General features: G+C 68.3%; 14 protein-coding genes and 1 pseudogene. 5 read left to right on the plus strand and 10 right to left on the minus strand.

Annotated features, from left to right (window positions below):
• The first annotated feature begins 58 nt into the window (after positions 1-58).
• Genes AB4Z55_RS12780 through AB4Z55_RS12790 form a run of 3 tightly spaced genes read left to right on the plus strand, consistent with a single transcriptional unit; the run spans position 59 to position 2756 of the window.
• Complete coding sequence (locus tag AB4Z55_RS12780; protein ID WP_354562764.1) at positions 59-1888, plus strand: long-chain fatty acid--CoA ligase; 1830 nt, start codon at positions 59-61, stop codon at positions 1886-1888.
• Between the two features lie 49 nt (positions 1889-1937).
• Positions 1938-2408 carry a DUF6325 family protein gene (locus AB4Z55_RS12785; RefSeq protein ID WP_004019837.1) on the plus strand — a complete coding sequence of 157 codons (471 nt, stop codon included), beginning with the start codon at positions 1938-1940 and terminating at the stop codon, positions 2406-2408.
• A gap of 42 nt (positions 2409-2450) precedes the next feature.
• Positions 2451-2756 carry an SHOCT domain-containing protein gene (locus tag AB4Z55_RS12790; protein WP_369519847.1) on the plus strand — a complete coding sequence of 102 codons (306 nt, stop codon included), beginning with the start codon at positions 2451-2453 and terminating at the stop codon, positions 2754-2756.
• A gap of 50 nt (positions 2757-2806) precedes the next feature.
• Here AB4Z55_RS12790 and eutC read toward each other — a convergent pair whose 3' ends face one another.
• From eutC to AB4Z55_RS12805, 3 genes are all read right to left on the minus strand, one after another.
• A complete protein-coding gene (eutC, locus tag AB4Z55_RS12795; RefSeq protein ID WP_239400950.1) occupies positions 2807-3610 on the minus strand; it encodes an ethanolamine ammonia-lyase subunit EutC in 804 nt (267 codons plus the stop codon).
• Complete coding sequence (locus tag AB4Z55_RS12800; protein ID WP_239400948.1) at positions 3607-5016, minus strand: ethanolamine ammonia-lyase subunit EutB; 1410 nt, start codon at positions 5014-5016, stop codon at positions 3607-3609. The genes eutC and AB4Z55_RS12800 overlap by 4 nt, the downstream gene beginning before the upstream one ends.
• A gap of 212 nt (positions 5017-5228) precedes the next feature.
• Complete coding sequence (locus AB4Z55_RS12805) at positions 5229-5456, minus strand: dodecin (protein WP_033203881.1); 228 nt, start codon at positions 5454-5456, stop codon at positions 5229-5231.
• A 93-nt stretch (positions 5457-5549) separates the two neighbouring features.
• Between AB4Z55_RS12805 and AB4Z55_RS12810 the strand changes: the two genes are divergently transcribed.
• Positions 5550-5957, plus strand: a complete 408-nt coding sequence (locus tag AB4Z55_RS12810) for a YchJ family protein (protein WP_369519848.1) — start codon at positions 5550-5552, stop codon at positions 5955-5957.
• Between the two features lie 7 nt (positions 5958-5964).
• On the opposite strand, the gene AB4Z55_RS12815 is transcribed toward AB4Z55_RS12810, so the two are convergent.
• The 7 genes and pseudogenes from AB4Z55_RS12815 to AB4Z55_RS12845 form a co-directional block, all read right to left on the minus strand.
• Positions 5965-6897, minus strand: a complete 933-nt coding sequence (locus tag AB4Z55_RS12815; protein WP_354562758.1) for an antibiotic biosynthesis monooxygenase — start codon at positions 6895-6897, stop codon at positions 5965-5967.
• A gap of 89 nt (positions 6898-6986) precedes the next feature.
• The gene (locus tag AB4Z55_RS12820) at positions 6987-8384 is read right to left on the minus strand and encodes an amidohydrolase family protein (RefSeq protein ID WP_369519849.1); all 1398 of its coding nucleotides are present in this window, start codon (positions 8382-8384) and stop codon (positions 6987-6989) included.
• Between the two features lie 44 nt (positions 8385-8428).
• The gene (locus AB4Z55_RS12825) at positions 8429-9682 is read right to left on the minus strand and encodes a multidrug effflux MFS transporter (RefSeq protein ID WP_369519850.1); all 1254 of its coding nucleotides are present in this window, start codon (positions 9680-9682) and stop codon (positions 8429-8431) included.
• A 10-nt stretch (positions 9683-9692) separates the two neighbouring features.
• The gene (locus tag AB4Z55_RS12830; RefSeq protein ID WP_354562753.1) at positions 9693-10688 is read right to left on the minus strand and encodes an antibiotic biosynthesis monooxygenase; all 996 of its coding nucleotides are present in this window, start codon (positions 10686-10688) and stop codon (positions 9693-9695) included.
• A 985-nt stretch (positions 10689-11673) separates the two neighbouring features.
• A pseudogene (locus tag AB4Z55_RS12835) lies at positions 11674-12138 on the minus strand (FAD-binding oxidoreductase); the annotation flags it as partial.
• 165 nt (positions 12139-12303) lie between these two features.
• Positions 12304-12936: a DUF2461 domain-containing protein gene (locus AB4Z55_RS12840; protein ID WP_354562881.1), complete on the minus strand. Its 633-nt coding sequence runs from the start codon at positions 12934-12936 to the stop codon at positions 12304-12306.
• A 5-nt stretch (positions 12937-12941) separates the two neighbouring features.
• Positions 12942-13505 (minus strand): CHAP domain-containing protein, encoded by a 564-nt coding sequence (locus tag AB4Z55_RS12845; protein WP_239401212.1) that lies wholly within the window; start codon positions 13503-13505, stop codon positions 12942-12944.
• Between the two features lie 201 nt (positions 13506-13706).
• Here AB4Z55_RS12845 and AB4Z55_RS12850 point away from each other — a divergent pair, with 201 nt between their 5' ends.
• Positions 13707-15191 carry a phospholipase D-like domain-containing protein gene (locus AB4Z55_RS12850; RefSeq protein WP_354562750.1) on the plus strand — a complete coding sequence of 495 codons (1485 nt, stop codon included), beginning with the start codon at positions 13707-13709 and terminating at the stop codon, positions 15189-15191.
• The last annotated feature ends 1 nt before the right edge of the window (position 15192 follow it).

Raw genomic sequence — 15192 nt, forward strand, 5'->3', positions numbered from 1 at the left:
CCGTCCTCACTCGCTACTGTGACGTACGACACATCACTCCGGCAAGTCGAGGACTGTCATGACCGCTGCAGAGACCATCACGTTTCCCCACCAGACCGGCGTCGCCGTCGCGACGCTTCCCGCCGCGTTCCAGCAGACGATCACCGTGCGCCCCGACGCCATCGCGCTCCGCACCGTCGGCGGGTTGCAGGAGATCACCTGGGCCGAGTACGCGCGCCGGGTGGAGGCCATCGCCGGGGGTCTCGCGGCGTTGGGCGTCAAGCGCGGCGACACCGTCGGGATCATGCTGACCAACCGTCCGGAGTTCCATCTGGTGGACGCCGCCGCGCTCCACCTCGGCGCGATTCCGTTCTCGATCTACAACACGAGTTCGCCGGAACAGATCGAGTATCTCTTCGGGAACGCGGAGAACTCCGTCGTCGTCACCGAGCAGGTGTTCCTCCCGGTGCTCACCGCAGCGAACACCGCGGTGTCCACGACGGTCGTCGTCGACGGAGTGGCCACGGGTGCCGTCTCACTCGCCGACGTCGAACAGACGCCGGCACCGGAGGGTTTCGACTTCACCGCGTCGTGGCAGGCGGTGCAGCCCGACGACCTGGCCACCCTGATCTACACCTCGGGAACCACAGGTCCGCCCAAGGGTGTCGAGATCACCCATCGCAACATCGTCGCCGAGATGGCTGCGCTCGCCGAGATCGTGCAGGCGGGTTTCGACGACCGTGCCATCTCGTACCTGCCCGCGGCGCACATCGCCGACCGGGTGTCGTCGCACGCGGCCAACATGATGCGCGGTATCCAGATCACCACTGTGCCCGATCCCCGCGAGATCGCCGCCGCACTTCCCGACGTGCACCCGACCTTCTTCTTCGGCGTGCCGAGGGTGTGGCAGAAGATCCGCGCGGGCATCGAGGCCAAGCTGGCCGAGGAGTCCAGTCCGGTGAAGAAGGCGCTCGCGGGCTGGGCGTTCGGGGTCGGGGCGTCGACGGCGCAGGCTCGGGTCGAGGGCAAGAGATCGGGTGGCCTCGCGCACGGCCTCGCGGACCGTCTGGTGTTGCACAAGGTCCGCACCGCACTGGGGCTGGATCAGGTCTCCTTCGCCGGCTCGGGTGCCGCCGCGATTCCGCCCGAGGTCCTGACATTCTTCCTGGGACTCGGTATCCCGGTGCTCGAGGTCTGGGGGATGTCGGAGACAACCGGCGTCTCGACGATGACGACCAGCGACAATCTCCGGATAGGTACCGTCGGCACTCCGGTACGCGGCATGGAGGTGAAACTCGCCGACGACGGTGAACTCCTCGTCCGGGGGCCGGTGGTGATGCGCGGTTATCGCAAACAGCCCGACAAGACCGCCGAGACCATCGATGCCGACGGATGGCTGTCGACGGGTGACATCGCGACGATCGACGACGACGGGAATGTCACCATCGTGGACCGCAAGAAAGAACTCATGATCAATGAGTCGGGAAAGAACATGTCGCCCACGAACATCGAGAACGCGATGAAGGCGGCGTCGTCGCTCATCGGTCAGGTGGCCGCGATCGGCGACGCCCGGCCCTATGTGTCGGCGCTCGTGGTGCTCGATCCGGATGCCGCCGCCGCGCGTGCCAAGAAGCTCGATCTCTCCGGCGCCGATCTGACCGAGTTGTCCTCACATCCGGAGGTGGTGGACGAGGTTGCGGTGGCAATTCGTGCCGGAAATCAGTCACTGTCCCGCGTGGAGCAGGTCAAGCGATTTACCATCGTGCCGACCGCCTGGGACCCCGGCGGCGACGAGCTCACCCCGACGATGAAGTTGCGCCGCAAGCCGATTGCGACAAAGTACGCGAATGAGATCGGTGAGCTGTATCAGGCGCAACCCGGACGGTCGGTGGTCGACCTGCGGTCGTGATCGGGGCCTCGATGAGGTCACATCGCCGGCATGAGACAGGGAGAAGGAATTGGACGACCAAGCAGGTGTCGACCAGACGGCCGATCGCGAACTCGGACCCATCGACTACATCGTGGTCGAGTGGACGGGCAAGCAGCCGACTGGTGAGGCACTTCCACATCTGATCGATCTGATCGACCGCGGGATCGTGCGGCTGATCGACATCGTCTTCATCACCAAGGACGCCGACGGAACGGTTGCCCGGCTCGAGATCAACTCCCTCGGCGCGGATTTCGCGATCTTCGACGGCGCGGCGACCTCCTTGCTCGACGATTCCGACCTCGCGGAGGCGGCCACGGTGATCGATCCGGGGTCGAGCGCGGCGGTCCTCGTGTGGGAGAACGCATGGGCTGCTCCGTTCGCCACGGCCGTCCGAAAAGGGGGTGGACAGCTCGTCGCTTCGGGACGGATACCGGTGAACGCCTTGCTCGCCCAACTCGATGCCGCCGACGCGGCGACCCCGGCCGCGCCGACCGCGTAACCGCCACCTCGACAACCGACCTGAATCTCGAGAGGACAGAACATGCCAGGACTTCTTCGCGGTGTCGCCCGCACCGCGGTCATTTCCGGCACCGCGACAGCGGTGAGCAACCGGGTGTCCCGTCGCCAGGCCAGCCGGTGGGCACAACAAGGTGCCGCACAGGACCCGCAGCAGCAGTATGCCCAGCCCCAGTACTCCCAGCCGCCGCAACAACCGCCCCAGCAAGAGCCCACGCCGAGCCCGACGGACACGATCTCGGCGCTCAAGGAGCTCGGCGCGCTCTACCAGAAGGGCATCCTCACCGAGGCCGAGTTCGCCGCGCAGAAGGCGAAGATCCTGGGGACCTGAAGTTCGCCGCTGCCCAGTGGGAAGCAGGTTCGCGGCCACCCCAGGGGCACTCACGACTCGTGCGTGAGTGCCTCCGCGTCGTCGATCTGCTCGAGGGCGTCCGTGCGCGACATGTCTTTCAGTGCGACCCCGGATCGTCCGAGTCGGCGGGCGCCGTCGATGAGTGCAGCAGTCGTCCGCGCCGCGACGTCGTACTGCAGGCCGTCGGGTGGGTGGATGTTGGAGATGCAGTTGCGATCCGAGTCGGCCCGCCCCGGCCGGGGGAGATGGGTGAGGTAGATCCCCAGGCTGTCGGCGACCGACAGGCCGGGACGTTCGCCGATGATCACGATGAGGGTGGTGACGCCGAGGGCCTCGCCGATGTGGTCGCCGAGGGCGACGCGTGCCTCGGTCGCGATGACCGGCGGCGCGATGGAGTAGCGGCCGTCGAACTGTCGCAGCAGGGCCGCGACGAGGCCGTGGCCGTGGTCGGCGAGAGCCCGCGGCGACAGTCCGTCGGCCAGCACGATCCCGATCTCGGTGTCGGCGCGCGGCACCTGCGAGAGGTCGTCGGGTAACCGGCCCAGATCCGGCCGGCGCAGGTACTCGCTGCGTGTCGCCGCCCGACTGGTGACCACGATCGGGGCATCGAGATCGAGTTCGCCGATGCCACGGGCGAACTCGTCGACGTCGAGCGGTTCGTGCACGGCGTCGCGCGCAAGTGCATGGGCGGCCTGGAATTCGAGGACCCGCCGCGACGGAAGCGAATTGCCCGCGCGGCCGAGTCCGATACGAGCTTGGGTCGTCCGGCGCAGCTCGGCCCACGGGTCGGGGTGCTGCGCCTTGTCGGCGGATGCGGGCCGGTCCGCGGTCATCGCCCGGCCGTCAGCGGTAGCAGGGGAGACTCGCCGGGTTCCACCGGTAGAACCCGACCGTCGCCATCGGTCATGCCGAGTCGGGCCAGCCACGACTCGAACTCGGGAGCGGGCCGAAGGTGCAGTGCCTCACGCACGTAGAGCGCGTCGTGAAACGACAGGCTCTGATAGCCGAGCATCACATCATCCGCCCCGGGCACGGCGATGACGAACGCGGCCCCGGCGACGCCGAGCAACGTGAGGAGCGTGTCCATGTCGTCCTGGTCGGCTTCGGCATGGTTGGTGTAGCAGACGTCGACGCCCATCGGGAGCCCGAGCAGCTTGCCGCAGAAGTGATCTTCGAGTCCGGCACGGATGATCTGTTTGCCGTCGTAGAGGTATTCGGGACCGATGAACCCGACGACGGTGTTGATCAGCAGTGGTTTCAGCACGCGCGCCACCGCGTACGCGCGGCTCTCCAGGGTCTGCTGGTCGACCGGTTTGCCGCCGACGCCGAGGTGCGCGCCGGCCGAGAGTGCCGATCCCTGACCGGTTTCCAGGTACATCACGTTGTCGCCCACGGTTCCGCGACGCAGTGACCGTGCCGCCTCGTCGGCGTCGCGCAGGATGTCCAGCGTCACCCCGAATCCCTTGTTGGCGCCCTCGGTACCCGCGATCGACTGGAACACGAGGTCGACGGGTACACCCTGCTCGATGAGGTCGACGGTGGTCGTGACGTGCGACAACACGCACGATTGCATCGGGATCTCGAAACGCTGCCGGATGTCGTCGAGCATGTGGAGCAGGTCCGCGGTCGCTCGCGGTGAGTCCGACGCCGGGTTGATCCCGATGACCGCGTCGCCACATCCCATCAAGAGCCCGTCGAGGGTGGCCGCGGCGATACCCCGGGGATCGTCGGTGGGGTGGTTGGGTTGCAGGCGCGTGGCGATCCGGCCGGGCAGCCCGATGGTGGTGCGGAAGGCCGACGTCACCCTCGCCGCGGCGGCCACCAGGATCAGGTCCTGGTTCCGCATGATCTTCGACGCTGCTGCGACCATCTCCGGCGTCAGTCCGGGGGCGATCCGGGAGAGCCGATCGGCGGCGTCGGCGCGTGGGGCGATCTCCAACAGCCAGTCCCGGAACCCGCCGACAGTCAGGTGGGCGATCTCGGCGAACGCGGCCCGGTCATGGGTGTCCACGATGAGTCGGGTCACCTCGTCGGATTCATACGGCACCAGGGGTTCGTCAAGGAACCGGCTCAGCGGTACGTCAGCGAGTTGCCATGCGGCAGCTGCTCGTTCGGCATCGGACTCCGCGGCGCAACCGGCGAGCTCGTCTCCCGACCGGCGCGGCGTCGCCTTCGCCATCAGCTCGACGAGGCCGTCGAACTCATGGGTGGTGCCGGCGATGGTCTGGTGGTACCTCATCGAATACTCCGGCCCCCAGGGACGTGGTCGCGCATCATGGTCCCCGAAGTCTAGGTTCGGTGTCGAAGAGGCGCACGCCGAACGCGGACGGGGCCGTCGGCGCGCCTCGACCGCCGCAGCGGGTCGGGGACGGCGGTGACGGACCGGTGGGCCTCCGGGCCCGGCGCGTTCCTCACGCGGTGAGATCCGCCGTGTGGAACGCGCCGTGGCGATCACGGTGTCGCGTCGCCGGAGCCTTCGATCTTGAAGCCGACCTTCAGCGTCACCTGGAAGTGGGCGATCTGACCGTCTTCGATGTGGCCGCGGGTCTCGGTGACCTCGAACCAATCGAGATGGTTGACGGTCGACGAGGCGCGGGTGATCGCATTCCGGATGGCGTCATCGGTGCCGGAGGCCGAGGACCCGACGACTTCGATGACTCGATACACGTTGTCCGACAAGGGAACCGCTCCAATCATGAGAACCTTCGGGCGTGGGGTGCTGGGTCCGCAGCGCGGACGGCCGCTCCTCCTGTCTACCCCTAAGATCGAGAGGTGACCAGTGAATCGGTAAACCGGAACGTCTCCGCGAGGTGCCCGTGTCTGTCGGGTCTCGTCCTCGGCGACTGTTGCGGACCCGTTCTCGCCGGTGAGCGCCCCGCACCGACCGCCGAGGCCTTGATGCGTTCGCGTTTCACCGCTTTCGCGCTCGGAGATCGGAACCATCTGCTGGTCAGCTGGCATCCCGACACCCGCCCCGACACGCTGGATCTGGACGAGTCGATGCGCTGGTATCGCCTCGACATCGAGTCGACAGCTGCCGGATCACCCTTCGACGTCGAGGGCGAGGTGACCTTCACCGCGTACTACCGACGAGGACCGGAACCGGGATCGCTGCACGAGCGCAGTCGTTTCACGCGACTCGATGGTCGATGGGTCTACCTGGACGGGATCGTCGACTGACAAACACTCAGGCGTCGGCGAAATCCCAGAACTGCAGCCACGTCACGCTGGCGAAGACCGTCAGGCATATCAGGTAGAGCACCAGGATCGTGCCCGCTCCGGCGATGTTGCTGCGCCAGTTGTTCCCGTCGACCGGATCGAGGAACCGCCGGAAGGGGCGGGACGCCCACGGCATCAGCCACCACTGCATGAGCGAGACGCTGACCACCTGACTCAGCCACAGCGCCAGCCACGGTTCCGCGCCGAGGCGATCGAGGGTCGGGCCGAGGAACCTCGACAGTGTCATCACCGTCGGGTACAGCACCAGCAGCACCATCATCGCCGACTTCCAGTTCGGCGTCTGCAGTATCCGGCCGCGGTCGGTGCGCACGGTGGTGCCGAAGGCCGTCGTGCTGGCCATCGTCTCGAAATCGTGGGTGAGACTCGAACGCAGCCCGGCGAGGGCTTCGCTGCGTCGGCTCGACGACACCCAGGCCGCCAGCTGACGGTCCGTGCGAAACCGCAACACCGACAGCGACGTCTCGCGCTCGTCGTCGACGAACAGGGCGGTGCCCTCGTAGCCGCCGAAGCCGCTTGCCGCATCGGTCAACACGTGTTGCGCCGCGACGAAGTCGCCGACCGCGCCGGCGACGATGTCGTGCCGGAACGCGCCGACTCCGGGCGGCGGCGACTGTCCGTCGACGAGCTCGAGGACGGGCGTCGCCGGTAGCCAACCGCGCGCTCGTCCGGCCTCGAGCGCAGACCGGTGTCCCGGACCGGCGAGCCACCGGTCCAGGGCGTCCTCGTCGACGAACGTGGTCGCGACCGCCGGATCGAAATGTCCGTCGGTCACCGCCGATATCGCGACGCCCAGGCAGCCGGCGGAATCGGTGGCCGAGGCGGCCAGCGTCGCGGCCCACTCCGCGAAATCGCCGCTGGTGCCGGCGTGGAAGACCGACACCGCGATGATCGCGGTGGTGCCTGCGGTGTCGGTGGCGTCGTGTGTGGTGACGATCGTCGTCTCCTGCCGGGGAGAGTTCCGGTGGCCGGTCAGACGGTGACCCGACGCCCCTGGACGTAGACCTCGGCGATGGATGATTCGCGGAGGCCCATCAACAGGCCGAACAGAGTCTGGTCGCGAGCGAGATCGGCGTCGTCGGAACGGACGGCGTTGTCCAGCGTCGACTTCAGGGCGTCCACGGGTTCGATGACGAGGAAATCGGCCTCCTTGCCCTGATCGAAGTTGCCGAAGCGGTCCTCCATGTCGAGCGCGCGGGCGCCCCCGACGGTTCCGATGAACAGCATCTCGGCCGGGTGCATCGACACCCCGGCGTCTCCGGGTTCGGTGATGTGCTGCTTGAACGCGTCGCCGAGGACGCGCGGGATCAGCCATTCGTCGCCGCCGCCGAAATCGGTTCCGGCGGAGATGTTCACACCCGCCGCAACCGTGCGCTTCCACGGCATCGTGCCCGACCCGAGGAACAACTGGGACACCGGACAGTGCGAGATCGAGGTGCCGGTCTCGGCCATGCGCGCCAGCTCCGCATCCTGGCAGTGCACGCAGTGCGCGAGGATGGTCCGTGGACCGAGCAGGCTCTTGCCGCCGACCTGCGAGCCGGGCAGGAACTTGCCGTCGTAGGTGTCGAGGTAGGAGTCGACCTGGTAGACCTCCTTGGTGGTGTCGACCTCCCCGGTTCCGGGTCGGTTGTTCTCGTTGAGGTGGCTGTGGACGTAGACGCCTCGGTCCCGGTATTCGTCGTACAGGTCGCCGAGGTTCTTCAGCGTCTCGGTGGTCACCGACAGGGAGAACCGCGGCACGATCGCGACGTGCAGCAACGCGGTGCGGTGGTCGCCGGTGTCGGCGGCGTGCCACTTGTCGATCTCGGCCCTGGTGAGGCGGATCGCCTCTTCCTCCGAGGTCAGCAGCGGCTTGGCGGTGTCACCACCGACGGTCTGGATTCCGCGGCCGGCCACGATACGCAGTCCGGCCTTCTGGGTCTCGGTGAACAGGGAGTCCTGGGCGTGGGGGAAGGCGGAACCGAACACCATCATGGCGGTCGTCCCCGCGGCGACCCGACGCCTGGTGAACTCGACCGCGGCGGCCTGGGCGAATTCGGGGTCGGCGAACTTGGATTCGGACGGGAAGATGCAGAGATTGAGCCATTCGAGCAGCTGCCCGCCGCCGTAGGAGTCGCCGGCGTAGGTCTGCGGGAAGTGGATGTGGGTGTCGACGAAACCCGGGATGAGGTACCCGCCGGGGTGGTCGTGGGACTCCGCCGATGCGAATTCGTCCGGGACATCGGCTTTCTCGCCGGCGAACTTGACCGTGCCGTCGTCGCCGACGACCAGCGCCCCGTCGGGTATCGAGACGAGTGCGTCGACCGCCTCGGTGACGGCCGGACTGCCGGCCAGATGGAAGATGTGCCCGTAGTGGACGGTGTCGGTCATCGGTGCTCCTCGGTTGATGTGGTGCGGTCGTTGCGTTCGGGAGGTCAGAGGCGTTGTGGGTCGGTGAGTCTCGGCGTCTGAGGGATGGTCGGGTGTTCGGTTCGGTGTCGGGCCGACGTCGCCCACCCGAGGAGGAGGACCCCGGCCAGTCCGCAGCCGGCGTACAACCAGCCCAGCGGAGCGGGAGAGGTCTCGGGGAGGACGCCCACGAGGGTCAACGCCGCCGAGACGATCAGATACGAGGCGGCGGTGGCGATCCCGCCGACCAGCCCCAGGTTCCTGGTGAACAGTCCCAGAGCGAGGCCGTACATCTGCGGGCACAGTATGCCGCATCCGGCCAGGGCGAGCGCGGCACCGATCGTCAGGGCCCACGCATCGGAACCGACGGTGAGTGCCGATGTCAGGATCACCGCGGTGCCGGCGCCGAACAGGACGAAGGCGCCGTACGCGAGCCGACGCGTCGACGTCTTGGTGGCGAAGTAGCTGCACGCCAGTTCGCCGACGAGATTCGCCGCGCCCACACACAGGGCGATCAGACCGTATGCGGCCGGCGTGAATCCGAGCTCGGACTGATAGAGGAACGGGCCCGCGACGCCGAAGGCGAGTTGAGCCGCCGCCATCAACCCGAAAACGACGACGAAGCAGGCGAAGACGGGGTGGGTGATGATCGAGACGGAGGTCCGGGACGTGGCGCGCACATCGACGGGGACACGGTCGCCCGGGGCGAGCGTCTCGGGCAGGGCCATCACGACCACGATGCCGACCAGGAGGGTCATCGCCGCGATCAGGACGAAGATGAGCCGCCAGATCAGGAACTGGGCCAGCACACCGCCGACGGCCGGCGCGATGACCGGTGCGAGACCCCAGGCGGCACCCAGCAATCCGGCGACCGAGGTCAGTTTCCTGCCGCGGAAACAGTCGGCGGCAACGGCGTAACTCAGGACCATGCACGCGCATGCGCCCAGTCCTTGGACGAAGCGGGCACCGAGCAGCATCGGCACTGTCGTCGCCGCCGCACAGGCGAGGCTGGCGACAATCGTCACGCCCATGCAGGCTGTCAGAACCCGCTTCCGCCCCCACGCGTCGGCCAGCACCCCGACGGGTACGAAACCCACTGCGAGACCGACCATGTAGGCGGTGACGGTGGCCTGGACGGCCGTCGAGGTGGAGGACAGGTCGGTCATCATGTCGGGCATCGCCGGCGTGTAGATGTCGAGGGGGATCTGGCTGAGCGGGACAACGCACAGGAGGATGCCCACGATCCGACCGGGGCGAGGCCCGGCGACACCGGTTGTCACGGCGACGCACTCACGGGAGTGTCCAGAACTGGACCGTGATCAGGTAGAAGATCGCGACCCAGGCCGCGTTCAGCGCGATGATGAGCAGCGCGCCCCGGAGGTTGGTCCGGGGTTGAGGCGCTGTCGACTTCGGTTGCAGCCACCAGCCGAGCACCCGGTTCACGTAGTACGGCATCGTGAGATAACTCATCGCGAAGCTGGACAACAGGTTTCCGATCAGCATGCCCAGCCATAACGGCATTCCCAGCGGCGCCGTCATCAGGGTGAGGAACACCACCGTGGGGTAGAGGCCGACCCAGACCGCCACGGAGGTCTTGACATTCGACGGAGGTGGCGCGTCATCCCCGCCGTGGGAGAACCAGTTGCCGAAGGAGTGGTCGATCCGGCGAAGGGTGAAGTCGCCGAAGTCCTCGGCCTCGGCGAGGAGTTGGGCACGCTCACCGGATGTCAGCCAGGCGTCGAGGTGCTCGGCGGTGTCGAAGCGGTACGAGATCGTCCAGTCCTCCTGGACGCCGGGGACCGGCCGGAACAATTCCGTGCCGCGGAAGCCGGGGAAACGGTGCTCGGCGGCGTCGACCTGTCGCTGCCACGCCAGGAAGTCGTCGACCTTGGACTCGGCGACCCGGTGCGACACCACGACGGTGACGAGGGTCTCCGGCTCGGCGGTGCCCGGCGCCAGGACCTGGGCGGTGGCCGGACCGTCGAAGAGCGGTTTGCCCTCGTCGACGAGGTCGAGCCGGGCGGCGCTGTTGAGCCAGTCCTGGAGGTGGCCGACCGAGTCGAATCCGTAGATCGCCGTCCAGTCCGGTTGGCTGGGATCCGGCGCCCGCAGCTTCGAGCCGACGAAGCCGGGAAACCGGGCCGCCGCGGTCTCGATCTTCCCGAACCACTCCCGGTAGCGATCGTCCATACCCGGATGGACGCGTTGGCCGATGATGAGGGTCGCGGCGCCCTCGGGGGCTCCGGACTTCCGCCCCGTCTCGGGGCGGGAGATCTCGTTGGTCATGGGTCCTCCGGCGTGGTCTCGGGCGGGTGGGCGATCGGAGCGGCAGAACCCCCAGTGCCCGACCGGGGTCGATGTGGTCCCGCAGTCGTCGAAGTCGCGCGAGATTGCCGCCGAATGCCGCTTCGGTCTCCCGCTCGGTCTCGGCGAATCCGGGACGGAGTTCGACGCTGTAGACGCCGATGGTGTCCGCGGCCAGCACGTCGAGGGCGGCGCGGGCCCAGGCCTCACACCGATCGGTGGCGGCGTCGTCGGACCAGATGGCGTTCAGCGGGACGTTCCACTCCGCGCCACGGCCCCAGAAGGCGGTGCTCGCGTCGTCGACGTCGGCGAGGGCGCCGCCGGTGTGCTGGAAATCGATACGGCACGCCCGGGTCGGGGCGGCGGTGATCGCGTTCCGCAATCCGTCGGCGACGTCGTCCCCGAGCGTCGGACCGACGAACACCGACTTCCCGAAGAAATGCCCGCGTTCCGACGACGTGTCAGGGTCGGCTGCCCGGATGGGCGGCGGGTCGGTGCCGCCCGGACCGGGGTGCGCGAATTCGGGCAACCCGCTCAGATAGCGACCCGTGGTCTGCGACCGGAAGCGGGGCGGACGGGCGGAACCGGCCACGACGGCGTCGGTGGCTTCGCGTGCCTCGGCGAGGTCGGTCGCCCGGGAACCACGGCACGCGGTGTAGACCAGAAGCGCGGGCTCGTCGTCATCGGTGCCGTACCCGAGGACCGCGCCCATCGTCGAGTGTCGGGGGAGTGTGGGCGCGACCGCGAAGTAGTCGGCCAGCGCATCGAGTTCGACCACCGCACGGTCGATGTGCACCAGGCCCTGCGCCACCGTGCGCAGTTCCGCCGCGGTGACCACGCCGAAGCTCGGGGCACATCCGCGCACCGCCCGCCACAGGTCGGCCTCGGTGCCCGTGCTGTCCGCGTCGAGCCGGACCACCTCGCCGTCGGGCCGGACGAGTTCGACCTCGACGAGATGGTCGACGGTGAGTCCGGCGCTCCGCGTGAGGTATCCGACGCCGCCGCGCGTGGCGAGGCCGAACCCGGCCAGACCGACGATGCCCACCGGGATGACCCGCCCGGACCCGGTCAGTGCCTCGAGCACCGCGCCGACGGTGGCGCCGCCCTGGACCCGGACGCGGTCGTCGTGGGCGTCGATCCGGGTGAGATGAACCGACAGGTCCATCAGCACGGCGGAGTCGTCGACGCAGGTGGAGCTGAGTCCGCCCCCACGGGCGGTGACGCGACCACCGCCGGCCGAGACGATCCGCATGGCCGTGGCCACGTCCGAGGTGTCCCGGGGGTGCACCACACATGGCGGAGTGCGTCGGGACGCGTCGGGAAAGAAGATGCGCGACAGTGACTCTCGATATCCGGCGGACCCGGGTCGATGCACGCGCCCCGCCAGCGCGGCGTCGAGCTCGGCGGCGATGCCGTCGGAAAGGGTCGTCATCGGCCGTCCGCCCCGGTACTCGTGATCGTCCGAGACGCTGGGTGTGATCTCGGACGCGGTCGGCGCAAGTATCACCCCGCCGCATCCGCATGCGCGCGCCAAACCGGAGAACTCGTCGTGAATTGGTCCGGGTGGACCAGCACGAACCGCCCGAGCGGTCCGGCGTCAGCTGTTCATGCGGACCGCTGTCCACTCGACGAAGGGGACCGTCACCCGCCAGTCATGGCGTATGCGATCCACGAGTTCCGGCGAGTGGATGATCTCGTCGAATCCGTAGTCCCGGCCGACCGACAACGACCGGTGGCGGAGCAGTTCGATCCGCGGATGGGAGACGTCGTATCCACGTGGCGCGGTCTTGAGCCGGTCCCCGGCGATCTCCCAGCCGTCCTTCGTGAGCCGCCGGAGAATTCTCTCGAGCTCCGGTCCGCTGCGGTCGTGGTCGATGGACTTCCGCAGCTCGGCGAGCCGGGCCGGCGACGCCTCGTAGAAGCCGGCGCCGACCCGGACACCCGGAGCGCCGATCTGGACGTAGTACCCGGTGGCCGGGGCCACGGCGACGAACGCGCCCTGATGGGTCTTGAACGGCGTCTTGTCCTTCGAAAACCGGACATCGCGATGTGGCCGGAAGATCTTGGCCGGACCGAACTCGTCGGCCAACGCGTCGGTCAGGGCCCTCATGGGCTCGGCGACCGCCGAGCGGTAGACGTCCTTGTGGTCCTCCCAGAACACCTTGGAGTTGTCGATCTCCAGGTCGTCGTAGAAGTCGAGTGCGGCCTCGGGGAAACCGGTGAAGTCCATCGCCGTCATCCGGGGAGGCCACGACCGAAACCGACGACACCACCGTCGGACCGCCAGTCCAGCGAGTGAATCCGGATGCGCCCCATCTCGTTGCCGCCCACCGTGACGGCGGTCTCACCGTCGACCGCCACGACGATGTTGGTGTGCTGACCGAATCCCGACGACCGGTCGTAGAGCACGACGTCCCCGACCCGGGGTGCGTGGTCGCCGACGGCCTCGAACCGGTTCTCGGCCTCGTAGTACTCCTGGAGCGTGTACACGCCGGGGATGCGCCAGTGGCCGGAATGCGGGTTGGCCAGCGGACTGCCCGCCGCCCGCATGATCCAGCTGACGAAGTTCGCGCACCACGGCTCGTCGGCGCCCTCGGAGAAGAACGTCCCCGGGCGCTGCGCGGCGTGTTCGCGCCGCACCGCTTCGACGACCCGCACCTGCCCCGGCGTGAGCTCGGATGCGTCGACCTCGGGGAACTCGGCGGTGTCCCAGGGCAACCACCGCTCGGGCACGGTCCGCCAGGCGACGAGGCCGACGCCGGCGAGAACGACCACGACCAGCGCCGCCGCGATCGCCATGCGCCGGCCGCCCCGACGCGTCGGGCGCGCGTGCTCGGCAGCGTCCTCTGGTCGATCGGCAGTCGGGTCGGCGGTCACCTCGACGAGTGTAGGCATCCGGCGCGCAGCCCGGCGGCGACCCGCCTCGCCCGCGCGGGCGCCACGGTGCCTTGGCACAATGGACGCCGGTCGGGGCCCGAGGCGATGCGAGGAGTGAACGCGGTGGACGAGTCAGCTCACGAGCCGATCCTGCGTGCCGGGGACACGTGCCGCGAGATCGCGACCGCGGACCGCGTGGCCTGCATCGTCGATGCGGCGGACTACTTTCTGCATGCGAAGTCGTCGTTGTTGCAGGCACGGCGACGAATCGTGCTCATCGGGTGGGATGTGGACACCCGCATCAGACTCGACCCGACGACCACCGACGATGAGGTCCCCGATGTGCTCGGCGACTTCCTACGGTGGCTGATCGACACCCGTCCGGAGCTGGAGATCCACGTCCTGCGCTGGAGCACCGGAGCATTCACCGGCATCCTGCGCGGGGTCGCACCGCCGTTCGTCCAGGATCTGCTCACCGGTCGCCGTCTGCACTATCGGATCGACGCCGCGCACCCGGTCTCGGCCGCCCACCACCAGAAGATCGCGGTGATCGACGACCAGTTCGCCTTCTGTGGCGGCATCGACATGACCGTGGACCGCTGGGATACCTCGGAGCATCTGTCGCAGAACGACTTTCGTCGAGATCCCGACGGCCGGCCGCATGGGCCGTGGCACGACGTCACCGTTGCGCTCGACGGCGACGCCGCGCGTGTGGTCGCGTCCGTCGCCCTCGACCGCTGGGAAGCAGCCACCGGCGAGTGTCTCAAGCCCCTGGTCGACACGGACGGCCCCGACATCTGGCCGGCGGATCTCGACGTCACGTTCACCGACTGCGACGTTGCGGTGGCGCGGACGATTCCGCAGTACGACGCCCGGCCCCAGGTCGAGGAGATCCGTCGCCTCTATCGCGCGGCCTTCGCTGCGGCGCAACGGACCATCTACGTGGAGAGTCAGTACCTGGCGGCCCGGGAGGTCGCGGATGCGCTGGCCGAACGCCTCGCCGAGCCCGACGGTCCCGAGATCGTCGTGGTGCTGCCTCGGCATGCGGACAGCCCGGTCGAGCGACTCGCGATGGATGGTGCGCGGCACAAACTCCTGCAACTGCTGTGGCGCGCCGACAAGTACGACCGATTCCGCGCCTACTATCCGGTCACCGCCGACGGCGACCCGATCTACGTGCACGCCAAGGTGCTGATCGTCGACGACGTCCTCCTGCGCATCGGGTCGTCGAACCTCAACAACCGGTCGTTGGGATTCGACAGTGAATGTGACGTCGCGATCGAAGCCGATCCGCGTGATCCGGCGGACCGGACCCTGCGGTCGACGATCCTGTCCATGCGTACGCGCTTGCTATCCGAGCATCTGGGCGTCGAGCACCGGGTATTCGACGAGGCCGTGGCTCAGGCGGATTCGCTCGTGAGGGCGATCGACGGGCTGACCGGCCCCGGCCGGACACTCGAGGCCTTCGATCGCGAGACGATCGACGGCGAAGAATCGGTCATCGCGGAAAACGAACTCGTGGACCCCGAGGACGCACGGGTCGGCACCATCGACCGGATCTATCGCGCGGTCATCCGGCGCGGCACGCGGAGCCTCCTGCGCGGCTGAC

It is taken from the genome of Gordonia sp. ABKF26, from assembly GCF_041103195.1.
GTDB classification, from domain to species: Bacteria; Actinomycetota; Actinomycetes; order Mycobacteriales; family Mycobacteriaceae; genus Gordonia; species Gordonia terrae.